This window comes from Salinisphaera sp. LB1, assembly GCF_003177035.1.
Classification (GTDB): domain Bacteria; phylum Pseudomonadota; class Gammaproteobacteria; order Nevskiales; family Salinisphaeraceae; genus Salinisphaera.
Window position 1 is genome coordinate 3,108,887 of record NZ_CP029488.1, and the last position, 24,860, is coordinate 3,133,746.

General features: G+C 65.0%; 22 protein-coding genes. 21 read left to right on the forward strand and 1 reads right to left on the reverse strand.

Annotated elements, in window-relative coordinates; translation table 11 throughout:
- Positions 1-10: 10 nt before the first annotated feature.
- From rseP to truD, 16 genes are all read left to right on the forward strand, one after another.
- Positions 11-1,372: an RIP metalloprotease RseP gene (rseP, locus tag SALB1_RS13970; RefSeq protein WP_109994409.1), complete on the forward strand. Its 1,362-nt coding sequence runs from the start codon at positions 11-13 to the stop codon at positions 1,370-1,372.
- A 12-nt stretch (positions 1,373-1,384) separates the two neighbouring features.
- On the forward strand, positions 1,385-3,733 hold the full coding sequence (gene bamA, locus SALB1_RS13975) for an outer membrane protein assembly factor BamA (RefSeq protein ID WP_109994410.1): 2,349 nt from the start codon (positions 1,385-1,387) through the stop codon (positions 3,731-3,733).
- Positions 3,734-3,748: 15 nt separating this feature from the next.
- Positions 3,749-4,333: an OmpH family outer membrane protein gene (locus SALB1_RS13980; RefSeq protein WP_109994411.1), complete on the forward strand. Its 585-nt coding sequence runs from the start codon at positions 3,749-3,751 to the stop codon at positions 4,331-4,333.
- A gap of 14 nt (positions 4,334-4,347) precedes the next feature.
- Positions 4,348-5,394, forward strand: a complete 1,047-nt coding sequence (gene lpxD / locus SALB1_RS13985; RefSeq protein WP_109994412.1) for a UDP-3-O-(3-hydroxymyristoyl)glucosamine N-acyltransferase — start codon at positions 4,348-4,350, stop codon at positions 5,392-5,394.
- Positions 5,394-5,852 (forward strand): 3-hydroxyacyl-ACP dehydratase FabZ, encoded by a 459-nt coding sequence (gene fabZ, locus SALB1_RS13990; protein WP_109994413.1) that lies wholly within the window; start codon positions 5,394-5,396, stop codon positions 5,850-5,852. The genes lpxD and fabZ overlap by 1 nt, the downstream gene beginning before the upstream one ends.
- Positions 5,852-6,625: an acyl-ACP--UDP-N-acetylglucosamine O-acyltransferase gene (lpxA, locus tag SALB1_RS13995; RefSeq protein ID WP_109994414.1), complete on the forward strand. Its 774-nt coding sequence runs from the start codon at positions 5,852-5,854 to the stop codon at positions 6,623-6,625. Before fabZ ends, lpxA begins: the two co-directional genes overlap by 1 nt.
- Positions 6,626-6,651: 26 nt before the next feature.
- Positions 6,652-7,809, forward strand: coding sequence for a lipid-A-disaccharide synthase (lpxB, locus tag SALB1_RS14000; RefSeq protein ID WP_109994415.1), 1,158 nt, complete (start codon positions 6,652-6,654; stop codon positions 7,807-7,809).
- Entirely contained in the window at positions 7,806-8,432 is a 627-nt protein-coding gene (gene rnhB / locus SALB1_RS14005; RefSeq protein WP_109994416.1) for a ribonuclease HII, read from the forward strand. The genes lpxB and rnhB overlap by 4 nt, the downstream gene beginning before the upstream one ends.
- Before the next feature lie 33 nt (positions 8,433-8,465).
- The gene (gene dnaE, locus SALB1_RS14010) at positions 8,466-11,960 is read left to right on the forward strand and encodes a DNA polymerase III subunit alpha (RefSeq protein WP_109994417.1); all 3,495 of its coding nucleotides are present in this window, start codon (positions 8,466-8,468) and stop codon (positions 11,958-11,960) included.
- A 25-nt stretch (positions 11,961-11,985) separates the two neighbouring features.
- Positions 11,986-12,957 (forward strand): acetyl-CoA carboxylase carboxyltransferase subunit alpha, encoded by a 972-nt coding sequence (locus SALB1_RS14015; RefSeq protein WP_109994418.1) that lies wholly within the window; start codon positions 11,986-11,988, stop codon positions 12,955-12,957.
- A gap of 49 nt (positions 12,958-13,006) precedes the next feature.
- Positions 13,007-14,326, forward strand: a complete 1,320-nt coding sequence (tilS, locus tag SALB1_RS14020; protein WP_158590748.1) for a tRNA lysidine(34) synthetase TilS — start codon at positions 13,007-13,009, stop codon at positions 14,324-14,326.
- 204 nt (positions 14,327-14,530) lie between these two features.
- Complete coding sequence (locus tag SALB1_RS14025) at positions 14,531-16,174, forward strand: CTP synthase (RefSeq protein ID WP_109994420.1); 1,644 nt, start codon at positions 14,531-14,533, stop codon at positions 16,172-16,174.
- Complete coding sequence (kdsA, locus tag SALB1_RS14030) at positions 16,171-17,013, forward strand: 3-deoxy-8-phosphooctulonate synthase (protein WP_109994421.1); 843 nt, start codon at positions 16,171-16,173, stop codon at positions 17,011-17,013. Before SALB1_RS14025 ends, kdsA begins: the two co-directional genes overlap by 4 nt.
- A 68-nt stretch (positions 17,014-17,081) precedes the next feature.
- Positions 17,082-18,365, forward strand: a complete 1,284-nt coding sequence (eno, locus tag SALB1_RS14035; protein WP_109994422.1) for a phosphopyruvate hydratase — start codon at positions 17,082-17,084, stop codon at positions 18,363-18,365.
- A gap of 72 nt (positions 18,366-18,437) precedes the next feature.
- Positions 18,438-18,770 carry a septum formation initiator family protein gene (locus tag SALB1_RS14040; protein WP_109995456.1) on the forward strand — a complete coding sequence of 111 codons (333 nt, stop codon included), beginning with the start codon at positions 18,438-18,440 and terminating at the stop codon, positions 18,768-18,770.
- Positions 18,771-18,777: 7 nt separating this feature from the next.
- Positions 18,778-19,851, forward strand: coding sequence for a tRNA pseudouridine(13) synthase TruD (gene truD, locus SALB1_RS14045; RefSeq protein ID WP_109994423.1), 1,074 nt, complete (start codon positions 18,778-18,780; stop codon positions 19,849-19,851).
- Positions 19,852-19,867: 16 nt separating this feature from the next.
- Here the strand turns inward: truD and SALB1_RS14050 are convergent, their stop codons facing one another.
- Positions 19,868-20,422 (reverse strand): Smr/MutS family protein, encoded by a 555-nt coding sequence (locus tag SALB1_RS14050; protein WP_109994424.1) that lies wholly within the window; start codon positions 20,420-20,422, stop codon positions 19,868-19,870.
- A 126-nt stretch (positions 20,423-20,548) separates the two neighbouring features.
- On the opposite strand from SALB1_RS14050, the gene surE reads away from it, so the two are divergent.
- The 5 genes from surE to alaC all read left to right on the forward strand — a co-directional run bounded on the left by surE (position 20,549) and on the right by alaC (position 24,802).
- A complete protein-coding gene (gene surE / locus SALB1_RS14055) occupies positions 20,549-21,298 on the forward strand; it encodes a 5'/3'-nucleotidase SurE (RefSeq protein ID WP_109994425.1) in 750 nt (249 codons plus the stop codon).
- Positions 21,298-21,981, forward strand: coding sequence for a protein-L-isoaspartate(D-aspartate) O-methyltransferase (locus tag SALB1_RS14060; protein WP_109994426.1), 684 nt, complete (start codon positions 21,298-21,300; stop codon positions 21,979-21,981). Before surE ends, SALB1_RS14060 begins: the two co-directional genes overlap by 1 nt.
- Entirely contained in the window at positions 21,981-22,556 is a 576-nt protein-coding gene (locus SALB1_RS14065) for a YqaA family protein (protein ID WP_109995457.1), read from the forward strand. The genes SALB1_RS14060 and SALB1_RS14065 overlap by 1 nt, the downstream gene beginning before the upstream one ends.
- A gap of 38 nt (positions 22,557-22,594) precedes the next feature.
- Entirely contained in the window at positions 22,595-23,461 is an 867-nt protein-coding gene (locus tag SALB1_RS14070; protein WP_222843035.1) for a peptidoglycan DD-metalloendopeptidase family protein, read from the forward strand.
- Positions 23,462-23,593: 132 nt separating this feature from the next.
- Positions 23,594-24,802, forward strand: coding sequence for an alanine transaminase (alaC, locus tag SALB1_RS14075; RefSeq protein ID WP_109994428.1), 1,209 nt, complete (start codon positions 23,594-23,596; stop codon positions 24,800-24,802).
- The last annotated feature ends 58 nt before the right edge of the window (positions 24,803-24,860 follow it).

Below are 24,860 nucleotides of genomic sequence, written 5' to 3' on the forward strand. Positions count from 1 at the left end.
GTGCTAGCCCATGACGCAGTGGTTGATCTCGGCCGCGGCCTTCGCCGTCGCTATTGGCATCCTGGTTTCGATCCACGAGTTCGGTCATTACTGGGTGGCACGCCGTCTTGGCGTGCGCGTGCTGCGCTATTCGATCGGTTTCGGTCGCAAGATCGTCGGCTGGACCAGCCGCAAGACCGGCATCGAGTACTGGCTGGCTGCGATTCCACTGGGCGGCTACGTGAAGATGCTCGACGAGCGCGAAGCGCCCGTAGCCGACGCCGAAAAGCGCTACGCCTTCAATCGGGTGCATCCCTGGCGCCGGATCGCAATCGTCGCGGCGGGCCCCGGTGTGAATATCCTGTTCGCCATCGCCGCCTATTGGCTGGTGCTGTTGCTGGGCGTGCCCGGCGTCAAGCCGATCCTGGGCACGCCGGAGGCTGGCACCCCTGCGGCGCGCGCCGGATTCCACGCCAAGGATCGCGTGGTCGCACTGGCCGGTCAGTCGATCGACGACTGGCAGGGGCTGCGTTTGGCGCTGATCGAACGCGGGCTGGACGGCAAGCCGGTTCAGGTCACCGTGAAAACCCCCGACGGCACGACGCGTCGACTCACGCTTGATCTGACCCACGCCCCGAGCGATCCGGAGAAATTGTTCAAGGCGGTGGGGTTAACACTGTATCAGCCGCCAGCGACACCTCGGATCGGCCAGATTCAGCCCGGTTCGCCAGCGTCGCGCTCAACCCTGGCCCGTGGCGACGCGGTCCTGTCGGTTGACGGTCAGTCGGTCGATTCGCCGCAGGCATTGGTGAATGCAGTACGTGCGCACCCGGGCCAGCGCGTGAGCATGAAGATCCGCCGCGACGGTGATACGCAGGAGATCCATATCCGGCTGGCCCAGCGCAAGACCGCAAAGGGCGGCGAGATCGGGCATCTCGGTGCCGCCATCACGGTGGACCCCGCCGCATGGCAATCGATGCAGACCGTGCATCGGCTCGGTCCGCTGGCCGCGATCCCTGCGGCGGTGCACAAGACCTGGGAACTCTCGGCCCTGTCCGTGCGTCTGATCGGGCGGATGATCATGGGGCAGATTTCCTGGCACAACGTGGGAGGCCCGATCCAGATTGCCACCTACGCCGGCCAGACGGCCCAAATCGGGCTGGTGGCCTTCATTAGTTTTCTGGCTTTCATCAGCGTCAACCTGGCGCTCATAAACCTGTTGCCAATCCCGGTGTTAGACGGGGGGCATCTTCTGTATTATGCGATCGAATGGATTCGGGGGCGGCCCCTCTCTGAGGCCGTTCAGGCCGCGGGCCAGCAGGCGGGCATGGTCGCGTTGCTGATGTTGATGGCCTTGGCTTTCTATAACGATATCCTGCGCTTGCTCGGGTAGCGGAGCTCAATTATGAATGGAGTGGTGAAGCGTGCGGCAGGCGCGCTCTTGGTCATGTATGCGGCAGGCGCGTGGGCGCAGTCGTATGACTTCCAGATCGGCAATATCAAGGTCGAGGGCGTGCAGCGGCTGGAGCCGGGCACGGTCCTGACCTATCTGCCGGTCTCGGTCGGTGACCAGATGACCGAGGCGCGCGCGCAGCAGTCGACTCGCGCGCTTTATGACTCGGGCCTGTTCCAGAACGTGGCCCTGAAGCGACGCGGCAACACCCTGATCGTGGATGTGTCCGAGCGGCCGGAGATCGCCAGCTTCAAGATCGAGGGCAACAAGGCGATTGGCGGCAAGAAGCTCAAGAAGGCCCTCAAGAAGCAGGGGCTGGCGCAGGGTGAGCTGTACAAGCGTTCGCTGCTGGACTCGCTGCAGCAGGAGCTGCGGCGCCAGTACTACGCCAACGGCTATTACAGTGTGAAGATCCACACCCACGTCAAACACCTTGGCAACAACCGGGTGGCGATCGACATCAAGGTCAAGGAAGGCCCGATCGCGTCCATCAAGGACATCAACATCATCGGCAACCACCAGTTTTCGGATGCGCAGCTCAAGAGCGTGTTCAAGCTGAAGTCGCACAAGCCGTTCTATACCCACCCGCTGACGTTCTGGAAGCATCCGGACCGTTACTCGCGCGAGAAGCTGGTGGGCGATCTGGAATCGCTGAACTCCTATTATCAGGACCGCGGCTATATCCGTTTCAATGTCACCTCGGTTCAGGTGTCGTTGTCGCCCGACAAGAAGCACGTCTTCATCACCATCAATGTCGATGAAGGGTCGCAGTACAAGATCAAGAACTACAAGTTCGCCGGCGACATGATCGTGCCGGAGGCCACGCTGCAACGGCTGGTCAAGGTGAAGGACGGCCAGATTTTCTCGCGCAAGAAGGTGCAGGATTCGGTCAAGGCGATTACCTCCGGCATGGCCGATTTCGGCTATGCGTTCGCCAACGTCGATCCGCTGACCAAGATTAACGACAAGAAAAAGACCGTCGATCTGACCTTCTTCGTCAACCCCGGGGAACGGACCTACGTCCGCCACATCATCTTCAGCGGCAATTCGAAGACCAACGACAAGACGCTGCGGCGCGAGATGCGTCAGTTCGAGGGCGCGCCGTATTCGCGGCGTGCCGTGCAACGCTCGCGCACCCGTCTGGCGCGGCTGCCGTTCATGCAGGACGTCAAGGTCAATACCAAGAAAGTACCCGGCTCGAATGACCTGGTAGACGTCGACTATAACGTCACCGAACGCGCGGCCGGCCAGATCAACGCGGGTATCGGTTATTCCAACTCGGAAGGCTTCCTGATCAATGGCGGCGTGAAGGAAACAAACTTCCGCGGTACGGGCGACACCATCCAGCTCAATGCCCAGACCAACTCGTATGCCAAGAGTGTGTCGGGCAGCTTCACCAATCCTTACTTCACCCCGGAAGGCGTTTCACGCACGATCTCCGGGTTCTATCGCAAGACCAGCCAACTGGTTCGCACCGGCTCGAGTTTCGACCTCAACTCCGTTGGCGGCGCCGTCACGTTCCATTTCCCGATCACCGAATATTCCAGCATTCGGGCCGGTCTGGGGGTCGAAGACAATCAAATCGCCTCGACCATCAACAAGAACGGCAATCAGGTGGTGTCCGACCAGGTTGCCAAGTTCGTGCGCAATAATGGCAAGAGCGCGCTGACTTATGAGCTGCGTACCGGTTTCGACCGTGACACGCGTAATCGTAGCTATTTCGCCACGCGCGGTTCGGACACCAAGGTATTGTTCAATATCAAGGGCCCGGGCTCTGATCTTGAGTATTACAAGGCGAGCATCGAGCACGAGCGTTATCTGCGTGTCGGGTCGTGGATTCCGAAATTGTCCGACAAGGTGGTGTTGCAGCTCGACGGCAAGGTGGCTCAGACCGCGATCTGGGGCAAGGGTACGGACGTGCCGCCGTACGATAATTTCTTTGGCGGCGGCGCCCAGTCGGTGCGTGGTTTCCGAAACGGTGGCCTGGGTCCGCAGGACTCGTTCAACAATCCCTACGGTGGCCAGTTCCTGACCACATTGCAGACGGACCTGGTCATTCCGACGTTCCTCAAGTCCGACGACAAGACCACTCGGTTCAGTCTGTTCTATGACATGGGCAACGTCTACGCCAATGCGAGCGATTTCAACGCCTCGAAGATGGGCAAGTCGGCCGGTGTGGCGTTCGATTGGTTCACGCCGTTCTTCGGCTTGCTGCGGGTCAGCTACGCGCCGTATGTCAGCAAGGCCCAGCCCAGCGACAACGTCAATCGGTTCCAGTTCTCCTTCGGCGCCAATTTCTAGGGCCAATAGGTGGTGATGCGCAGATTGGCATGCAGCCCGGTTTGGTTAGTCGTCGCGGTTCTGGCCGCGACGATCGGGACCGGTTCGGTCGCGGCGCAGCCGACCCGTCCGCCCCCCAAGATCGGGGCAGTCGATCTCGATCGGCTGGTGCGGGAATCGCCGCAGGCGCAGACGGCCAAAAAGAACATGGCCGAACGGTTCGCCAAGCGCAAGCAGGCTCTGGAAAAGGCTTCGAATACGCTCCAGGCCAAGATGGATCGGCTCAAGGAAAAAGCGGATTCCATGAGCGACGATCGGCGCGATCAGCTGTCGGCCGCGATCCGTGACGACAAGCACCAGCTCCAGCGCAAGCGGTCGCGGTACAACGACGACGTCTCCGATGCCGAGCAGAAGGAGCTGGCCCACATGCGCTCGGATCTGCGGCAGGTGATTGATGATTATGCCAAGAACAATGGCTACGACCTGATCGTCGGGGACTCGGTGCTTTACGCCAGCGACTCGGTCGATATCACCGATGCCATACTGCAGCGGCTGAAAAAGCAGTCGGCCGATGCCGCGCGGACGAATGACGCACCCACCGGCGCCCAAAAGGCCGATTGAACGAGGGAAAAGCCGTGGCCGACTCGACCGCGTCGACACGATTCCGTGCCGCAGATCTGGCGCGACGGTTTGGGCTGGAGATGGTCGGCGATGGCGATGTCATGGTCGCAGGCGTCTGCAGTCTCGATCCCGGCCATGAATACGGTCTCGGGTTTGCCGAGACGGTCCGGCAACGCCAGCGGGTCGAGGCCAGCCGTGCCGGCGTCATTATCGTGCCGCGCGAGCTCGCCGGCATCGACCGGCCGGCGCTGCTGATCAGCGATACCCCGCGTTTGAGCTATGCGCGCGTGGCCACGGTTTTCGACCGGCCGGCCCCGGCTCCCGGTACGGCCGCCAGTGCGGTCGTGGCGGCCAGCGCGCGGGTTGCGGCCTCCGCCAGCATCGGCGCCCATGTAGTGATCGGTGAACGGGCCGTGGTCGGCGCCGGGGTAGTGATCGGCGCCGGCAGTGTGATCGACGCGGATGTCAGCCTCGGCGAGAACGCCGTGATTGGTTCGCGGGTGACGATCTGTGCGAATACGCGAGTCGGTGCGCGCGTACGCATTGGCTCGGGAGCGGTGCTCGGCGAGCGTGGCTTCGGGCTGGTGCCCGGGCCCGCGGGGTTTGAGCCGGTTCCGCAGCTGGGCGGTGTGTGCATCGCCGACGATGTCGAGATCGGTGCCAACAGCACCATCGATCGCGGCGCGATCGAGGATACGGTCGTGCGCACCGGGGCGAAGATCGACAACCAGGTCCACGTCGCACACAACTGCGTGATCGGGGAGCACACCGTAATCGCCGGCTGTACCGGAATTGCCGGTTCGACCACGATCGGCGCGCGCTGCATGATCGGCGGCGGCGTGGGTATCGGCGATCACGTCACCATTGCCGATGGCGTGATCATCACCGCGGCCAGTCAGGTGCCCAAGGATATTGTGGTCGAAGGAGTATACTCGTCGACCTTTCGTGCCATGCCGGCACGAAGCTGGCGCAAACGGCTGGCGCTGTTCCGGGCGCTCGATCGAATCGAGGCCCGGCTCAAGCGCGTCGAGACGACAAACGGGATTGCTGGAGACCCTTGATGAACGAACAGGATGGAATCCGAGAAATCATGAAGAGGGTGCCGCACCGGTACCCGTTTCTTCTGGTTGATCGGGTGCTCGAATGCGAGCCGGGCAAGTCGATCACGGCGTTGAAGAACGTGACGGTCAACGAACCATTCTTCGGCGGGCATTTCCCGGGCCATCCGGTGATGCCCGGCGTGCTGATCCTCGAGGCGCTGGCCCAGGCCGGTCTGATTCTGGGCATGCGCACGGTCGATGCCGACGACGGGACCATCGTGTATTTCGCGGGTATCGACAAGGCACGCTTCAAGCGCCAGGTGGTGCCGGGCGACCAGCTGCTGCTCAAGCTTGAAATCGATTCCGCGAAGAAACGGCTATGGCGCTTCGACGCCGCAGCCTGGGTGGGCGACGAGCTGGCGTGTCGTGCTCAGGTCATGGCCATCCCGAGCAAGCCGGCGCCAGACGAGGTCGAATAATGCCGGTCGACGCCTCGGCTCAGGTTCACCCCGAAGCGCAGATCGATGACGACGTCCATATCGGGCCGTTCACGGTGGTCGGTCCGCACGTCAGGATCGGCGCGGGCTCGCGAATCGGGCCGCACGCGGTGATCGACGGGCATACGACGATCGGTCGCAACAACAAGGTGTCCCAGTTTGTCTCGCTTGGCGCCGAGCCGCAGCATCGCGGTTACAAGGGCGAGCCGACCGAGCTGGTGATCGGCGATGGCAACACGTTTCGCGAGTATTGCAGCGTGCATCGCGGCACGTTGTTCGACCACGGTGTGACCCGCATCGGCAACGACAACCTGCTCATGGCGTATACCCATGTGGCGCATGATTGTGTGCTCGGCAACGGCATCACCATGGCCAACGGCGCGAGTCTGGCCGGACATGTTCATATCGGCGACCACTGCGTCCTGGCCGGGTTTGCACTCGTCTACCAGTTTCGTCATATCGGCACGCTGGCCTTCCTGGCTTATTGCAGCGGGGTGGTTCAGGACGTACCGGCCTTCGTACGCTCGGCCGGCTCCCCGGCAGAGCCGCACGGCATCAACTCGATCGGTATGCGTCGTCTGGGGTATTCCAACGACGAGATCGCGGCCGTGAAGAAAGCCTATCGCATCCTGTATCGGTCCAAGATGGGCCTGGCGGATGCCAAGGAGGCGATTCGCGAATACGCCGAAACCAGCCCCGCCGTGGCCACGATGCTCGCGTCGCTGGATAACGCCCAGCGCGGCATCATCCGCTGACCGTCGACGGCGGCTCGGTGGCGTCGATGGCACGTCGCGCTCCGGTCTTTTTCATCGTCGCCGGCGAGGTGTCGGGTGATGTGCTGGCTGCGGGACTCATTCGCGAGTTGCGCCGGCGCTATCCGGAGGCACGGTTCCTCGGTGTGACCGGGCCGCGCATGGTCGCCGAAGGCTGTGAATCGCGGGCGGACATCGACGCGCTGTCGTTGTTCGGGGTGAGCGAGGTGATCGGCCAGATCCCGCGCCTGCTGCGGCTTCGCCAGCGCCTGTATCGCGAAGTCACGCGCTGCCGGCCCGATGTCTTCATCGGCGTCGACGCGCCGGCCTTCAACACCCGGCTGGAACAACGCGTGCGGCGTGCCGGCATCGCCACCGTCCATTATGTCTGCCCGACCGCCTGGGCCTGGCGCGCCGGGCGTACGCGCGGCATTCGCCGCGCTGTCGATCTGATGCTGGCGATCTTCCCGTTCGAGCCGGCATTCTTCGCCGCACACGATATTCCCGTCACCTTCGTCGGCCATCCATTGGCCGACGCACTGCCGGCGCACCCGGACGCCGCGGCCGCGCGCCAGGCGTTGGACATGGATCGGGACGCGCACTGGGTCGGCCTGCTGCCCGGCAGCCGGGGGGCCGAAGTCAGCCGGCTCGGGCCCCGTTTTCTGGCCGTTGCGCGCTGGCTGCGACGCCGCGACCCCGGCCTGCGCTTCATCGCGCCGATGGCCAATGCCCGCGCGCGCCAGCGCTTCGAGGCCGATCTCGAGGATTTTCCCGATCTCGACGTACGACTCGTCGACGGGCGATCGCGCGAGGTCATGCGGGCCGCAGACGCGCTGTTGGTGGCCTCGGGCACGGCAACGCTGGAAGCGCTGCTCGCCAAGACACCGATGGTGGTGGCCTATGAACTGTCGCCCGTCAATTACTGGATTGCACGCGGGCTCGATCTCATCAAGACTGAGTTCGTGAGCATGCCGAATCTTTTGGCTGGACGACGCCTCGTGCCTGAACTGCTGCAAACCGATGCGCAGGTGCCCATGCTCGGCGCCTGGCTGTATCGGCTGGTGCATTCGCCGGCCGCGCGCGCCGCCCAGATCGATGCCTTCGAGGCGATTCATGCGGGTCTGGCGCGCGCCGCCGATACCCGCGCCGCCGAGGCGGTGGCGGGTCTGATCGAGGCGCGTTCATGAGGCCGCGCGCCGGGCGCAAGTTTGCCTGTCCGGTGGTGGCGGGAATCGACGAGGTAGGGCGCGGGCCGCTCGCCGGCCCGGTGGTGGCAGCGGCGGTAATCATGCCGCCCCGACCGCTGCCGAAAGGGCTGACCGATTCCAAGGCGTTGACCGCCGAGGCGCGCGAAGCTCTCGATATCAAGATCCGCGAGCGCGCCATCGCCTGGGCCATCGCCGAGGCCTCGGTGGCCGAAATCGATCGTTACAATATTCTGGGTGCCACGCTGCTCGCCATGCAGCGCGCGGTGGCCGCGTTGTCGGTTCAGCCGTTCGCCGCCTGGATCGACGGCAATCGCGCGCCGGCGCTGTCGCTGCCGATGCGCACGGTCGTCGGCGGCGACGGCCGTGTGCCCGCGATCAGTGCGGCGTCGGTGATCGCCAAGGTGGCGCGGGATCGTCAGATGGTCGAGCTCGATCGGGCCTATCCGGGCTATGGCCTGGCCGCACACAAGGGCTACGGTACGCCCGCACACCGCGACGCGCTCGCGGAACTGGGCCCGACGCCGATCCATCGGCATAGTTTCGCGCCGGTCGCCCGCGCCGCGGCGGCCCGGCAGACCACGCTGAATTTCACGTTAGGATAGGAGGGCTGCGGCCCCCGAGTTCGAGGATTATCGATGACGACGCCCTTCGTCCATCTGCGCGTTCATACCGAGTATTCGCTGTCCGACGGCATTGTGCGCATCAAGCCTTTGATGAAGCAGGTGGCCGAGGCCGGCATGCCGGCGGTCGGCGTGACCGACAACGTCAACCTGTTCGGCATGGTGAAGTTCTACAAGGCCGCGCTCGGGGCCGGTATCAAGCCGATCGTGGGCGTGGATCTGCTGGTGGACGAAGGTGCGGCGCCGGCCTCCCGGCTGACCCTGATCGCCCAGCACCGCGAGGGCTATCGCAACCTCTGCGAAATCCTCACGCGGTCGTACCTGCATGGCCAGACCGGCGGCCAGGTGCTCACCCGGCGCGAATGGATCGTGGAGAAGTCGGACGGGCTGATCGCGGTGTCCGGCGGCATGAGCGGCGATACCGGCCAGGCGCTGCTGGCCGGCAAGACCGAACTGGCCGAGCAGCACGCGCGCCACTGGCAATCGATTTTCGGCGATCGCTACTATCTGGAGGTCACGCGTTGCCAGCGCAGCGGCGAGGCCGCCTGGCTGGCGGAGACGGTCGGCCTGGCCCTGGCCACCGATATTCCGATCGTGGCCACCAACGACGTGCGCTTTCCCGGCGCCGACGATTTCGATGCCCATGAAGCGCGCGTGGCCATCCACGGCGGCTATACGTTGGCCGATCCGCGCCGGCCACGCCACTACACCGCCGAACAGTATCTCAAGACGCCCGAGCAGATGGTCGAGCTGTTCGCCGACCTGCCCGAGGCGATCGAGAACTCGGTGGAGATCGCGCGTCGCTGCAATCTCCAGCTCACGCTCGGCGAGAACGTGCTGCCGGACTTTCCGGTGCCCGAAGGCCACGATACCGATTCGTTTCTCAAGGCTGAGTCCGAGGCCGGGCTCAATGAACGCCTCGCAGACCTGTATCCGGACGCGGACGTGCGCGAGACCAGGCGCGAGGAATACGAGAGCCGGCTGACTCACGAACTCGACGTCATCAAGACCATGGGTTTTCCGGGCTACTTCCTGATCGTGGCCGACTTCATCCGTTGGGCGCGTGAGAACGGCGTGCCGGTGGGTCCGGGCCGCGGTTCAGGTGCCGGCTCGCTGGTGGCCTACGCACTCGGCATCACCGATCTGGACCCACTCGCCTACGATCTGCTGTTCGAGCGCTTCCTCAATCCCGAACGCGTGTCCATGCCCGACTTCGACGTCGACTTCTGCATGGACGGCCGCGATCGGGTGATCGAGTACGTGGCCGATGCCTACGGCCACGAGAAGGTCAGCCAGATCATCACCTACGGCACGATGGCGGCCAAGGCGGTGGTGCGCGACGTCGGGCGCGTGCTCAATCACCCCTACGGCTTCGTCGACCGCATCGCCAAGCAGATCCCGTTCGCCCCGGACATGACGCTCACCCGGGCGCTGGAGGAATCCGAGGAACTGCGGACCTCGCGCGAGGATGAAGAGGTCGGTTATCTGCTCGATCTGGCGCTGTCGCTGGAAGGCCTGAGCCGCAACGCCGGCAAGCACGCCGGCGGCGTGGTCATCGCGCCGTCCAACCTGATCGATTTCACGCCGCTGTACTGCGAGCCGGGTGGCACCAACCGCGTCACCCAGTTCGACAAGGACGATGTCGAGGCGGTCGGCCTGGTCAAGTTCGACTTTCTCGGCCTGCGCACGCTCACCATCATCGACAACGCGGTCCAGGTCGCCAACGCCCGCCTGAAAAAAGCCGGCAAGGGGCCGATCGACGTTCGCCAGATCCCGCTGGACGACAAGGCCTCGTTCGACCTGCTGCAGAAAGGCGACACCACGGCCGTGTTCCAGCTGGAATCGTCCGGCATGCGGCGCCTGATCAAGCGCCTGCAGCCGGCCGAGTTCGAGGACATCATCGCCCTGGTCGCGCTGTATCGGCCGGGGCCGCTGGAATCGGGCATGGTCGAGGACTTCATCGACCGCAAGCATGGCCGGGCCAAGGTGGTGTATCCGCACAACAGCCTGGCCGAAGTGCTGGAGCCGACCTACGGCGTCATCCTGTACCAGGAACAGGTGATGCAGATCGCCCAGGTGCTGGCGGGCTACAGCCTGGGCAACGCCGACCTGTTACGTCGTGCCATGGGCAAGAAAAAGCCCGAGGAAATGGCCAAGCAGCGCGACGGTTTCGTCAAGGGCGCGGTCGCGAACAATATCGACGAGGATACCGCCGCCTATATCTTCGATCTGGTCGAGAAATTCGCCGGCTACGGTTTCAATAAATCGCACTCGGCGGCCTATGCCCTGGTGTCCTACCAGACCGCGTGGCTGAAGGCGCATTATCCGGCCGACTTCATGTCGGCGGTGTTGTCGGCGGATATGGATCACACCGACAAGGTCGTGATCATGATCGACGAGTGCCACCGGCTCGCCATCGAGGTGGCACCGCCCAACGTCAACGCCTCCGAATACAACTTCTCGGTGGTCGACGATACGACCATCCGCTATGGCCTGGGCGCGATCAAGGGGTTGGGTAAGGGCGCGATCGAGGCCGTGATCGCCGAGCGGCGCAAAGGTGGCGCCTTCGTGAACCTATACGACTTCTGTCGCCGGGTGGATACCTCGAAGATCAACCGGCGTGCGATCGAGGCCCTGATCAACGCCGGTGCGCTGGATGATCTCGGCCCCAACCGGGCCAGCCTGATGCACGGCGTCACGCGTGCGTTGGCGGCTGCGGAACAGGACCGCGCAGCCAGCCGCGTCGGCCAGAACGACATGTTCGGCCTGGCCGAGACGCCGGACACCGCCGGGCCGCCGCTCGATCATCTCGACGAATGGCCGGAGGACGAGCGGCTCAAGGCCGAGCGCGATACGCTGGGCCTGTATCTGACCGGGCATCCGATCAAGGCCTGGGAGGCCGAGCTCGAACGCATGACCGACGGCAAGATCGCCGATCAGGTCGCGGCCATGCCCCGGCCGGAAGAGGGCGGCGAGGGCCGCCGCAGCCCGCGCAAGGCCGCGGTGGTCGCCGGGCTCGTGGTCGAGGTCCGGCGCATGAAGAAGGGCAAGCGGATCATCGTCGTGCTGGACGACGGCTCCGGACGCATCGAATGCCCCCTGTTCGAGGACAAGGCCGCCGAATTCGGCCATCTGCTGGTCTCGGACAAGCTCGTGATCGTCGACGGCAGCCTGCAGTACGACGACTTCTCCGACGGCTTCCGGCTCAATGCCAACACGGTCATGGACATGGAGACCGCGCGCGCGGCCTATGCCAGCCGCATCCTGCTGCAGCTGCAGTCCGAGGCCGCGCTGGATGTCGGCGCACTCGCCGGCTGCGTGGATCGCTACAAGGCCGATGCCGGCTGCGATGTCGTGTTGCGTTACGCCAACGCACAGGCCCGCGCGGTGCTGACTTTGGGCGATACCCGGCTGCGCCTGTGCGAGGCGTTGTTGACCGATCTGAAGAGTCTTGTGGGTGCGGATAAAGTACAAGTACGTTATCGTCGCGCACAGACGAGCGTAAGCTGATCCGACAACCGGCAACGACGAACCGATGGCGCAAAAAAACCTCGATTACCTGGACTTCGAACAACCGATCGCCGAACTGCAGGAGAAGATCGAGGAGTTGCGCTTTGTCGCCGATGGCAGCGAGGTCAATCTTTCCGAAGAAATCACCCGGCTCGAGGACAAGCGCAAGCACCTGACCGAGCAGATCTTTTCCAAACTGTCGACGTGGCAGGTCGCGCAAATGGCGCGTCATCCGCTGCGCCCCTATACGCAGGATTACATCGACGGCATGTTGACCGACTTCGTCGAACTGCACGGCGATCGGGCCTATGGGGACGATCCGGCGATCATCGGCGGCACTGCGCGTCTGGGCGGTCAGTCGGTGATGGTGATCGGGCACCAGAAGGGCCGTGACACCAAGGAAAAGATTCATCGCAATTTCGGCATGCCGCGGCCGGAGGGTTATCGCAAGGCATTGCGTCTGATGAAGACCGCCGAGCGCTTCAAACTGCCGGTGCTGACCTTCATCGACACGCCGGGCGCTTATCCGGGCATCGGCGCCGAAGAGCGGAACCAGTCCGAGGCGATCGCGCGCAATCTGTTCGAGATGGCCAGGCTGCGCGTGCCGGTGATCTGCACCGTGGTCGGCGAGGGCGGCTCCGGTGGGGCGCTGGCGATCGGCGTGGGCGACCAGCTGATGATGCTTCAGTACAGCATCTACTCCGTGATCTCGCCGGAAGGCTGTGCCTCGATTCTGTGGAAATCGGCGGCCAAGGCCGAGGACGCGGCCGAGGCGATGCGCGTGTCCTCGGTCGATCTCAAACGCCTGGAATTGGTCGACGAAGTCGTGGATGAGCCGCTGGGCGGTGCGCATCGCGACCCGGCCCGCCTCATGGGGCATCTCAAGGATCGCCTGCTAGCCCACATGACCCGGCTTCAGCACCTGAGCATCGACGAGTTGCTGGATGAGCGCTACAAGCGCTGGATGGCCTTCGGCGATTACAAGTCGACGGGGTGATTTCGCCGCGCCGCTTCAGCCAGAGCGCGAGCGTGCCGCGCGCCGCGGTGTGACACACCAGCCGACGTTGACCGACCTGCTGCGCACGCCGCCGGAAAACGCGGCCGGTCTGGTCGTCGCCTACAGCGGCGGGCGCGACTCCACGGCGCTGTTGCATGCGCTGACCCATGCGGGCGGCGCGACGGCGGTTCGCGCGGTCCATGTGTGCCACCATATCGAGGCCGCGGCCGAAGACTGGGCCGCTCACTGCGCGCAGCAATGCGCGGATCTCGGCGTGGCCTATGCCCGGCTCGATGTTCACGTCGGCGCCGGGGGCGGCGGGCTCGAAGCCGCGGCTCGCGATGCGCGCTATGCCGCACTGGCCGACGATCTCGCTCCGGGCGAGGTGTTGCTCACGGCGCACCACGCCAACGACCAGGCCGAAACGTTTCTGCTGCAGGCCCTGCGCGGCGCGGGCGTGGCCGGCCTGGCCGGCATGCCGGGCCTCGCGTCGTTCGGCCCCGGGCGGCTCTGGCGGCCATGGATCGACCGGCCGCGCGCCGAAATCACCGCCTATGCGAAAGCGAACGGCCTGGCCTGGGTCGAGGACCGAAGCAACCACAGCCGGCAGCGCGCACGCGGGCAACTGCGCACCCGCGTCTGGCCGGCGCTGGTCGAGCGCTGGCCGGCCGCGGCCGAAACCCTGGCGCGCAGCGCGGCATGGGCGGCGCAGGCGAACGACGCGGTCCGGGCGCTGGCCGCGCTGGATCTCACAGCCGTGCGGAGTGACAACGATACGCTGTCCATCGACGCCCTTGCCGCGCTGTCGCCGGCCCGGCGCGCCGAAGTCTTGCGCCGCTGGCTGAGCGAAGCCGGGCATGACCGGCCGAATCATCGTCATCTGGCCGAAATCGAACGCCTGCTCGGGGCCCGGGAACACGCCGGCCCCCGTGTTTCGTTCGCCGGGACCGAAGTCCGTCGTTTCGATGCGCGCCTTTTCGCCATGCCCCGCTTGCCGGCAGCGCCGCCCGCCGAGACCGTGCTCGCCTGGCATGCGGGCGACGCGATCACGCTGCCCCCGGGCTGTGGTGTATTGCGGGTTCACGGCGTGCCATCTTGCGCATGGCCCGGCGGCCTCGTGCTGGCGTTCGGCGGTGCGGGCGCGCGTCTGACCCGCGCCGATGGCGGGACGGAAGTCCTGTCGGAATATCTGCGGCGAACGCGGGTGCCGCCCTGGGTCCGGGAACGGATGCCGCGGCTGTATCTCGGCGACCGGCTCGTGGCGCTGCCCGGGCGGTGGCAGCACCCCGCGATCGCGGATTGTTTCGGCGGATACGCGCCGGCGTTCGTCTGGCATCATGAGCTGGTCGGCGACCCCGTCCGGGACTGAGCGCGGGGAGCCGGCGAACGGCACGAATTGCGCAACGACGAGCAGGTAGCGCTCGCCGGTGCGGATCAGCCGGCGCGGCATATCACGTCAGGCCGTGTGATACCGCCGGTCGGACGATGTCGCGACCGGGCGCGCGTTGTCCGCGCATCGGCTTTGGGCTAGCATGCGCGGCACGCACCTTCCCTCGACCCTACAAGAGCGCGCATGGCTGGGCACGCGACCGGTACTCGTTATATTTTCGTCACGGGCGGGGTTGTCTCCTCGCTCGGCAAGGGCATCGCCGCGGCCTCGCTCGGCGCGCTGCTTGAAGCCCGGGGCCTGTCGGTCTCGGTGATCAAGCTCGACCCGTATCTGAATGTGGATGCGGGGACCATGAGCCCCTTTCAGCATGGCGAGGTGTATGTCACGCGCGACGGCGCGGAGACCGACCTGGATCTGGGCCACTACGAGCGGTTCCTCAAGACGCGGACCTCGCGCCTGTCGAACTTCACCACCGGCCAGATCTACAACAACGTCATCAACAAGGAACGGCGCGGCGATTATCTCGGCGGCACGGTGCAGGTGATTCCGCACATCACCGACGAGATCAAGCGCTGCATTCTGGAAGGCGGCGAGGGCGCGGACATCTGCCTGGTCGAGATCGGCGGCACCGTCGGCGACATCGAGTCACTGCCGTTCCTCGAGGCGATCCGCCAGTTCGGCGTGGAGCTCGGCCACGATCGCGTCATGTTCATGCATCTGACGCTCGTGCCCTTTATCCCGTCCTCCGGCGAGCTCAAGACCAAGCCGACGCAGCATTCGGTCAAGGAGCTGCGCTCGATCGGCATTCAGCCGGATATCCTGGTCTGCCGCACGGACCGGCCGCTGCCGGAAAACGAGCGCCGCAAGATCGGCTTGTTCACCAACGTCTCTGATCGTGCGGTGATCGCCGCGATGGACGTGGACGACATCTACAAGATGCCGAGTCTGCTGCAAAGCCAGCATCTCGACGATCTGGTCATTGATCATTTCTCGATGACCGCGCCCAAGGCGGACCTGTCGAACTGGGCCGCGCTGGTCGATGCGCGCACCACCCAGGATGTGTCGGTGCGGGTGGCGATGGTCGGCAAGTACGTCGATTTGGCCGACGCCTACAAGTCGGTCAACGAAGCGCTGTCGCATGCGGGACTGCATACGGCCACGCGTGTCGATATCCACTATGTCGATTCGGAAACGGTGGCGAGGGATCCGGCCGAGGCCCTGGCCGACTGCGACGCCATCCTGGTGCCCGGGGGCTTTGGCGAACGCGGCATCGAGGGCAAGATTGCGGCCGCGCGTCATGCGCGCTTGAACAAGGTGCCCTACCTCGGCATCTGTCTCGGCATGCAGGTTGCCTGTATCGAATTCGCGCGTGATGTGGCCGGGCTGGCCGGCGCGCACAGCACCGAGTTCGAGCCACATCCGGCGCATCCGGTGATCGCGCTGGTCACCGAATGGACCGACGCCGGCGGCGCGCGCCAGACTCGCGACGCCAACGTCGATCTCGGCGGCACCATGCGGCTGGGCGAACAACGCTGTCGTCTGGTGCCGGACACGCTGGCCCATCGGTGCTACGAGGCCGACGAAATCTTCGAGCGCCACCGGCATCGCTACGAATTCAACAACCGTTACCGCGAGACGCTGGCCGACAACGGACTGGTGTTCTCGGGCTTCTCGGTGCAGGACGATCTGGTCGAGATCATCGAATTGCCCGATCACCCCTGGTATCTGGGTTGCCAGTTCCATCCCGAATTTACGTCGACGCCGCGGGCCGGCCACCCGTTGTTCATGGGCTTCATTTCGGCGGCTCGCGCGCGGTGTCTAAAATGAATCTGGCCGGCTTCCAAGTCGGCGGCGACGCGCCGCTGTTCCTGATCGCCGGGCCGGACAGTCTGGAATCGGTGCAGCTGTCGATCGACATCGCCGGCCATGTGGCCGAAATCTGCACCGATCTCGGCATTGGTTATGTCTTCAAGGGCTCCTTCGACAAGGCCAACCGCAGCTCGCATGCCAGTTACCGCGGGCCCGGTCTGGACCAGGGACTGGAAACGCTGGCGGCGGTCAAGCGCGAGATTGGCGTGCCGGTGACGACCGATGTGCATGTCGAGGCCCAGGTGGAACCGGTGTCGGTCGTGGTCGACATGTTGCAGACGCCGGCCTTTCTGTGTCGCCAGACCGATTTCATCCAGGCCGTCGCCGCCTCCGGCAAGCCGGTGAACATCAAGAAGGGCCAGTTCCTGTCGCCGGCGGAGATGAACGGCGTGGTCGCCAAGGCCCGTGAAGCGGGCGGCCAGGATCTCATGGTCTGCGAGCGCGGGTTCTCGTTCGGCTACAATAATCTCGTGGTCGATATGCGCGGCCTGGCCATGATGCGCGATACCGGTTGCCCGGTGGTGTTCGATGCGACGCACTCGGTACAGCTGCCGGGCGGTCTGGGTCATGCTTCGGGCGGCGCACGCGAGCATATTCCGGTGCTGGCACGGGCCGCGGTCGGCGCGGGTGTGTCGGGGCTGTTCATGGAAACCCATCCCGATCCCGACAACGCCCTGTGCGACGGGCCGAACTCGTTACCGCTGGCACAGATGCGCGAGCTTCTGGAAACGCTGGTCGAGCTCGATGGGGTGGCCAAGCGTCGCGGCGCCATGGCGCCGTCGTCGCACAGCGGGTAATCTTGGTCGACCGCGGTTTGAACGCGGTGGCTCGGGCTCATTCCACACCAACGCGATATTCAAAGCTTATGTCGAAGATTTCCAATACGCGCGGCTATCAGGTCATCGATTCGCGCGGCAATCCTACGGTCGCGGTTCGCATCGAGTTGGAATCCGGGGTGACCGGCACGGCCATGGTGCCCTCGGGCGCGTCGACCGGCAGTCTCGAGGCCGTCGAATTGCGCGATAACGACAAGAGTCGCTTCCTCGGCAAGGGCGTGACCCGCGCCGTGGCCAATGTCAACGGCGAGATCGCCAAGAAAATCAAGGGCTTCGACGTCAACGACCAGGCCGGTCTCGACAAGGTGCTGATCGAACTTGACGGCACCGACAACAAGGGCCGTCTGGGCGCGAACGCGCTGCTGGGCGTGTCCCTGGCCGCGGCCCACGCCGCCGCCAACGATGCGGGTCAGGGCCTGTATGCGTTCCTGGGACACGATGAGGCCACCCAGCTGCCGGTGCCGATGATGAATGTCATCAACGGTGGCGAGCATGCCTCGAACAATGTCGACATTCAGGAATTCATGATCGTCCCGGCCGGCTTTTCGAGCTTTTCCGATGCCCTGCGCTGTGGTGCGGAAATCTTCCAGAACCTGAAGCAGCTGCTGGGTGAGCGCGGCATGTCGACGTCGGTCGGCGACGAGGGCGGCTTCGCGCCGGATCTGCCGTCCAATGAAGCCGCGCTGGAGACGCTGGTCGAGGCCATCGAGCGCGCGGGGTACAAGCCGGGCGAACAGGTCTACCTGGGCGTCGACGCCGCCAGCACCGAGTTCTACGAGGACGGCACCTACAAGCTGGCCGGCGAAGGCAAGGACTACGACGCCAAGGGTTTCGTCGATTACCTGGCCGGCCTGGTCGAACGCTATCCGATCATCACGATCGAGGACGGCATGGCCGAGGACGACTGGGACGGCTGGGCATTGCTCACCGAGCGTCTGGGCGACAAGATCCAGCTCGTCGGCGACGATCTGTTCGTGACCAACACGCGTATTCTGCAGCGGGGCATCGAGGAAGGCATTGCCAACTCGATTCTGATCAAGCCCAACCAGATCGGCACGCTCACCGAAACGTTGCGCGCGATCGATGTGGCGACCCGCGCCGACTATACCGCCGTGGTGTCGCATCGTTCCGGCGAAACCGAGGATTCGACCATCGCCGATCTGGCCGTGGCGACCGCGGCCACGCAGATCAAGACCGGGTCGCTGTCGCGCTCGGACCGCATTGCCAAGTACAACCGCCTGCTGATGATCGAGGCTGAGCTCGGCGGCCGTGCAGTGTATCCGGGCAAGAAAGCCTTCAACTGCGAAATCTGACGATTGCGCGACGACGTTCCCGACCACGAAACCTACGCTGGACAGCCGGCGGCGACGCGCTACAATCGAGCCATGTATCGCGTTGCCGTCATTGCGCTGGTCGTCGTTCTCGCGGGTCTGCAATACCGGCTATGGATCGGTGACGGCAGTCTGGCGCAGGTGCACCATCTGCAAACGATGCACCAGAAGATCGTCCGGGAGAACAAGAACGACCGCGAGCGCAACAATGCCATGCAGGCCCGGATCAATGACCTCAAGTCCGGCGTGGGCGCGACCGAGGGCCGGGCGCGGGTCGAAATGGGCATGGTCAAGCCGGGCGAGACATTCTTTTTGACCGTGCCCGACGAATCCGCCCCGACGAAGGCGTCGCACGCCGCGTCCGGCAAGACCGCCAGCGCCGGCTGATCGCGGGATGGATTATCTCAACGGCGACGCGGTCGACGTCGCCGCCTTCGCGCATGTCGAATCCGGACCGAGCGCAAGCGGTTGGCTGCGCGGGTCTCCGGCCGATTTCCGGGTCGAGGAAATCTGTGATGTCGAGCTGTCCGGCGAGGGCGAGCATGTCTGGCTTTGGGTGGAGAAGACCGGGCTGACCACCCCGCAGGCGGTCGAACGACTGGCGGCTGCCATCGGTGTGCCGGCGCGCAACATCGGCTACAGCGGCCTCAAGGATCGCCATGCCGTGACCCGGCAATGGTTGTCGCTGACTTGGCCGATCAAGCAGGCGCTGCCGGCCTGGCCCGCGGACGACGACTTGCGCGTACTCGAGGCGCGCCGCCACGGGCGCAAGCTTCGGCGCGGTACGCACCGCGCCAATCGCTTCGATATCGTCGTGCGCCAGGTCGACGGCCTCGACGCGACAGCGTTCGCGGCCCGTGTGGCGCGGGTGCGGCGCGACGGTGTGCCCAACTATTTCGGGCCGCAGCGGTTCGGCCACGGCGGCCGCAACATCGCGCTGTCGCAGGCGTTGTTTTCCGGCCGTCGCTTGTCGCGCGGGCGGCGCAGTTTCGCCCTGTCGGCGGCCCGTTCGCTGATCTTCAATGCGGTGCTGGATGCGCGCCTTCGAGCCGGCGTGTGGCCCGGCCCGCTGACCGGGGATGTCTTCATGCTGGCCGGATCACGCAGTGTGTTCGCCGCCGCCGACACCGAGGAATCCTGGGATTCACTCATCGCCCGCGCGGCACATGGCGATATCGAGCCCACCGGGCCCATGCCGGGACGTCGGCGGGATGGCGCGGTGTTGCCTTCCGGGGCCGCGGCCGAGATGGAAAATTCCGTTCTGGCCGATTTCCCGGGTTTCTGCGACGGTCTGGCGCAATTCGGCGTGGACGCCGAACGGCGCGCCCTTCGACTGCCCGTGAAAGGGCTCGAGGCCGCGGTGGAAGGCGACGACATCCGGCTTTCATTCACGCTGTCTGCCGGGGCCTTCGCCACCAGTGTGATCCGCGAGCTGGTCCGGGCCGAGGACATGGCCGGTCGCGGTTGAGGCCCATGACCGGGGCTCATGTCTTGCGCAGCAGGACATAGAGCGCGCCGGTGCCGCCGTCGACCGGCCGGGCTGAGGCATAGGCCAGCACTTCATCCCGTTGCCGCAGCCAACCGGCCACCTTGCCCTTGAGTACCGGCCCGCGGTTGCCGGAACGCAAGCCCTTGCCATGGACGATGCGCACGCAGCGATAGCCGCGATCCAGCGCCTCACGCAGGAATTCGCTCAGGCAGTGGCGGGCCACGTCGACCACCATGCCATGCAGATCGATTTCCGCCTGGCAGCGATAATGCCCGCGGCGCAGGCGCCGGATGACGGCATGCTGGACACCTTCGCGGCGATGCACCAGATCATCGCCGGTTTCGATGTCCGGATCGGGCGGGGCGTCGACGAGAAGTTCCGTCATTACGGCGGCCTCGTCCGCCTCGCGCATGCGCGGGCGAGCCGAGGGCAGGGGGCGCTGCGGGGCGCGCCGGTTATGGCGGATATACGTGACCGGCCCGACCGCGCTGCGGAACAGCGCGGCTTCGTCCTCACTGATTTTGTCGTCGTCGCGATGCGAAGCGCTCATGATCGCGTATCCCTGCCGCGCGGGCGGCGGCACAAAGTCAAGCCGGGCCTGTATGAGCTATGCTATCGGGCTGAGCGCGTGCTTGCACGCGCACGCGCGCCCGGATCAATTCGAGTCTGTGAGTACATGCGTTTACTACTAAGCAACGACGATGGATGTCACGCCCCCGGCCTGAGCGCGCTGCGCGCGGCCATGGCCGCGGTCTGCGACGATATCGTCACCGTGGCGCCGGACCGCAATCGCAGCGGCGCAAGCAATTCGCTCACGCTGGAGCGGCCACTACGGGTGCGCGAGGTCGACGACAATGTCTTCGCCGTCGACGGGACGCCGACCGATTGCGTGCATCTGGCGACCACGGGGCTGTTTGATGAAGACGCCGATATGGTCGTCTCGGGCATCAATACGGGCGCGAACCTCGGCGACGATGTGCTGTATTCCGGCACCGTGGCGGCCGCGACCGAAGGCCGGTCGCTGGGGCTGCCCGCGATAGCGGTGTCCCTGGTGGGCGACGCCTGCGTTCACTACGATACGGCGGCGCGGGTCGCGGTGTCGATGGTGCGCCTGTTGCTGGCCCATCCGCTGCCGGCCGACACCATTCTCAACGTCAACGTCCCGGATGTGGCATACGACGAGCTACTCGGTTATCGCGCCACGCGGCTGGGTTATCGTCATCGTGCCGAGAAGCTGATCGCCGACCGCGATCCGCGTGGACGAAAAGTGTACTGGATCGGGCCGGCGGGCGGGCAGGCCGATGCCGGGCCCGGCACGGATTTCCAGGCCGTTAACGATGGCTTCGTATCGATCACGCCACTGCAGATCGATTTGACGCGTCATTCCAGTCTGGCCCCGTTGGCCGACTGGCTGGATCGGCTGTGATGATCGATCCGGACAAGCATCCCCACGTGCGCGGTTTCGGCATGGCCTCGGCGCGCAGCCGGGCGCGCCTGATCGCGCGTCTCGAGCAGCTCGGCATCCGCGACGAACGCGTTCTGGCGGCGATGAATCGCGTGCCGCGGCACATGTTCGTCGACGAGGCCATGACCAGCCGGGCCTATGACGATACGGCGCTGCCGATCGGCTATGGCCAGACGATTTCACAGCCCTATATCGTGGCCCAGATGACGAGTCTGCTGCTGGCCGACGGGGTGCCCGACCATGTGTTGGAGATCGGCACCGGCAGCGGCTACCAGGCGGCCGTGCTGGCCGAACTGGTCGACACGGTTTATACCGTCGAGCGCATCAAGCCGCTCTACGACCAGGCGCGGCGCCGGTTTGCCGAGCTCGGTTATCGCAATATCCGGGCGCGGGAAGCGCGCGAGGATGTGCTCGGGCTGCCCTCGTACGGCCCCTTCGACGTGATCCTGGTGACCGCCGGCGCCGAGGCGTTGCCAACCTCACTCTGTGCGCAGATGGCCGAGCAGGGCCGCATGATCGTGCCGGTGGGCGATACCAGCGGCGCCGGCCAGCGCCTGGTGGTGGTGCGCCGTCAGGGCCAGTCGTTCCAGCGCGAGGATCTCGACCCGGTGAGCTTCGTGCCCCTGATCGAAGGCCACGACTGATGTGGCGCCGGCTCTACGCGGCCGTGGTCCGCGCCGCGGGGCACCGGCATGCGCAGGGCGGGCTGGTGGCCCTGGCCTTCGCCGAGAGTTCGTTCTTTCCCATTCCGCCGGACGTCATGCTCATGCCGATGACGCTGGCCCGGCGCGAACGCTTTGTCCGCTATGCCGTGCTCGCCACGCTCGGTTCCGCTGCTGGCGGCGTGTTCGGCTATCTGATCGGCGCGCTGTTCATCGAACAGATACTTCCCTGGCTGGATAGTGTCGGCTATGGACAGGGTTACGACACGGTCCGGCGCGGGTTCGCCGAGTACGGCTTCTGGACGGTTTTGTTTGCCGGCTTTTCCCCGCTGCCCTATAAACTTTTTACCATCGCGGCGGGTGCGCTCGACATGCCGCTGCTGGCCTTTGTGCTTGCATCGATCGCGGGGCGCGGCGCACGGTTTTTTCTGGTCGCCGGGCTCGTGCGCTGTCTCGGGCCAGTGTTCGAGGACCGACTACTCAAGTATCTGGACTGGATCGGATGGATATTCGTCGTCTTGGTCGTGACCGCCTACCTGGCTTATCGCTTCGTCTAGCGGCGGTGGCCATCGTTGTGATGGCGGGCTCGATAGTGATGGCCGGCTGTTCGATCAGCCGGGCGATGCGCCCCGACAGTTACACCGTGCAGCGCGGCGATACGTTGTCCGAGATCGGACAGCGTTACCACATCGACTGGCACAAGCTGGCGCGCTGGAATCATATCGGGCCGCCGTATCGCCTCGACGTGGGGCAGCATCTGACGCTCAAGCCCTATCCGCGGCTCGACTACGCGCATATGTCGAGTGTGCGCAATACGCCGTCGAATCGATCGTCTGCGGCGCCGTCGAGCCAGTCCAATGGCCACGTCCAGCCGCTTAAAACGCCCGGCGCGCCCACGGTTACCCGCAATTCGGTGTCCACTGCGTCGAATCATTCGTCCGGCGCGAGCAAGCGGGCGCAGTCGAATGCCGGCGGCGCTGCGCACGGCGCGTCCCGGCAGTCGCATACGCAATCGCCGGAACAGCGCTCGATCGACAGCGCGAGCTCATCGGCCGCGACCCGGCATACGAAGGTCAAGGCCGGGGGCCCGAGTGCAGACGGCTGGCAATGGCCGGCCAGCGGCCCGTTGTTGCGGGCCTACGACCCGTCGGCGCGGCGACGCGGCATCGAAATCGGCGGCAAGGTCGGGGCGCCGATCCATGCCGCCTCCAGTGGCACCGTGGTCTACAACGGCTCGGGATTGAAGGGCTACGGCAAACTGATCATCATCAAGCACGACAAGCATTATCTGTCGGCCTATGGCTTCGTCGACAAGAGCTTCGTCAAGCAGGGCCAGACCGTCGCCGCGGGGGCGCATATCGCGAACATGGGGCTGGGCCCCGGCAACAAGCCGATGTTGCACTTCGAGGTTCGCAAGGATGGCGATCCGATCGATCCGCAGAAGGTCTTGCCCGATCGCTGAACAGGCCCGCGCACTCTGGTAGTGCCGGGCCAGCGAATCTGGCAGACTCCGTCGTTTGACCGATTGCCACCGGCATCGGCCAGGCATACCTCCGCCGCCCGTCGTGCGGGCGACCCAACCGCTTGAACCAAAATGTCCGACGCTTCATCGAAATCCAACTTCGTACGCATCAATCGCCTACCGCCGTACGTGTTCGCGATTATCAACGAACTGAAGCAGGCCGCCCGAGCGCGCGGCGAGGACATCATCGACTTCGGCATGGGCAATCCCGATCGGCCCACGCCGCCGCATATCGTGGAGAAACTCACCGAAGCCGTGCAGCGCCCGGATACGCATCGCTATTCGGTCTCGCGCGGCGTGCTGCGCCTCAGACAGGCGATCTCGGCGTGGTACAAGCGGCGCTATGACGTCGACATCGATCCGGAGAGCGAAGCCATCGTCACCATGGGCTCGAAGGAAGGGCTGGCCCATCTGATGCTCGCCATCCTGGAACACGGCGATCAGGTGCTGGTGCCCAATCCGGCCTATCCGATTCACCCCTATGGCGCGGTGATCGCGGGCGCCGATGTGCGCCACGTGCGCATGATGCCGGACACGGATTTCTTCGCCGAACTGGAAAGAGCGATCAAGGAATCCTGGCCGCGGCCGAAGATGATGCTGCTGAACTTTCCCAGCAATCCGACCACGCAGTGCGTCGAGCTGGAATTCTTCGAACGCATGGTCGCCATGGCGCGTGAATACGATCTGTGGATCGTGCAGGATCTGGCCTATGCCGATCTGACGTTCGACGGTTACGAAGCGCCGTCGATCCTGCAGGTGCCGGGGGCGAAGGACGTCGCCGTGGAATGCTTCACGCTGTCCAAGAGTTACAACATGCCGGGCTGGCGTGTAGGCTTCATGTGCGGCAATCAGGAACTCATCGCCGCGCTCGCGCGCATGAAGTCGTACCTGGACTACGGCATGTTCACGCCGGTGCAGGTGGCGGCCATCGCGGCACTCAACGGGCCGCAGGATTGTGTTACCGAGATCCGGGATCTGTACGAAAAGCGCCGCAATATCCTCTGCGACGGGCTCAACGAGATCGGCTGGCCGGTCGAGCGCCCCAAGGCGACCATGTTCGTCTGGGCGCGCATTCCGGAGGCGTACCAGCACATGGGGTCGCTGGATTTCACCAAGAAGCTGCTGGCCGAGGCCCATGTGGCGGTGTCCCCGGGGGTCGGTTTCGGTGAATACGGCGACACGCACGTGCGTTTCGGCCTGATCGAGAACGACCAGCGCACGCGACAGGCGCTGCGCAATATCAAGCGCATGTTCCGGCGCGACGGCGTCGAATCTGCGTAATGCGGGCGCCGCCGCGCGCCTGACCAGAACACGTGCGCGGCGCGCAGGGCTTTCAGGC

Excerpts from the sequence above, each read along its gene's own strand:
- kdsA (WP_109994421.1), top strand. The coding sequence starts at position 16,171 with ATGAATCTGGCCGGCTTCCAAGTCGGCGGCGACGCGCCGCTGTTCCTG.
- rnhB (WP_109994416.1), top strand. The coding sequence starts at position 7,806 with ATGAGGCCGCGCGCCGGGCGCAAGTTTGCCTGTCCGGTGGTGGCGGGA.
- alaC (WP_109994428.1), top strand. The coding sequence starts at position 23,594 with ATGTCCGACGCTTCATCGAAATCCAACTTCGTACGCATCAATCGCCTA.
- surE (WP_109994425.1), top strand. The coding sequence starts at position 20,549 with ATGCGTTTACTACTAAGCAACGACGATGGATGTCACGCCCCCGGCCTG.
- SALB1_RS14015 (WP_109994418.1), top strand. The coding sequence starts at position 11,986 with ATGGCGCAAAAAAACCTCGATTACCTGGACTTCGAACAACCGATCGCC.
- bamA (WP_109994410.1), top strand. The coding sequence starts at position 1,385 with ATGAATGGAGTGGTGAAGCGTGCGGCAGGCGCGCTCTTGGTCATGTAT.
- lpxB (WP_109994415.1), top strand. The coding sequence starts at position 6,652 with ATGGCACGTCGCGCTCCGGTCTTTTTCATCGTCGCCGGCGAGGTGTCG.
- eno (WP_109994422.1), top strand. The coding sequence starts at position 17,082 with ATGTCGAAGATTTCCAATACGCGCGGCTATCAGGTCATCGATTCGCGC.
- SALB1_RS14025 (WP_109994420.1), top strand. The coding sequence starts at position 14,531 with ATGGCTGGGCACGCGACCGGTACTCGTTATATTTTCGTCACGGGCGGG.
- SALB1_RS14060 (WP_109994426.1), top strand. The coding sequence starts at position 21,298 with ATGATCGATCCGGACAAGCATCCCCACGTGCGCGGTTTCGGCATGGCC.
- dnaE (WP_109994417.1), top strand. The coding sequence starts at position 8,466 with ATGACGACGCCCTTCGTCCATCTGCGCGTTCATACCGAGTATTCGCTG.
- SALB1_RS13980 (WP_109994411.1), top strand. The coding sequence starts at position 3,749 with ATGCGCAGATTGGCATGCAGCCCGGTTTGGTTAGTCGTCGCGGTTCTG.
- SALB1_RS14065 (WP_109995457.1), top strand. The coding sequence starts at position 21,981 with ATGTGGCGCCGGCTCTACGCGGCCGTGGTCCGCGCCGCGGGGCACCGG.
- SALB1_RS14070 (WP_222843035.1), top strand. The coding sequence starts at position 22,595 with ATGGCCGGCTGTTCGATCAGCCGGGCGATGCGCCCCGACAGTTACACC.
- SALB1_RS14040 (WP_109995456.1), top strand. The coding sequence starts at position 18,438 with ATGTATCGCGTTGCCGTCATTGCGCTGGTCGTCGTTCTCGCGGGTCTG.
- fabZ (WP_109994413.1), top strand. The coding sequence starts at position 5,394 with ATGAACGAACAGGATGGAATCCGAGAAATCATGAAGAGGGTGCCGCAC.
- truD (WP_109994423.1), top strand. The coding sequence starts at position 18,778 with ATGGATTATCTCAACGGCGACGCGGTCGACGTCGCCGCCTTCGCGCAT.
- rseP (WP_109994409.1), top strand. The coding sequence starts at position 11 with ATGACGCAGTGGTTGATCTCGGCCGCGGCCTTCGCCGTCGCTATTGGC.
- SALB1_RS14050 (WP_109994424.1), bottom strand. The coding sequence starts at position 20,422 with ATGAGCGCTTCGCATCGCGACGACGACAAAATCAGTGAGGACGAAGCC.
- lpxA (WP_109994414.1), top strand. The coding sequence starts at position 5,852 with ATGCCGGTCGACGCCTCGGCTCAGGTTCACCCCGAAGCGCAGATCGAT.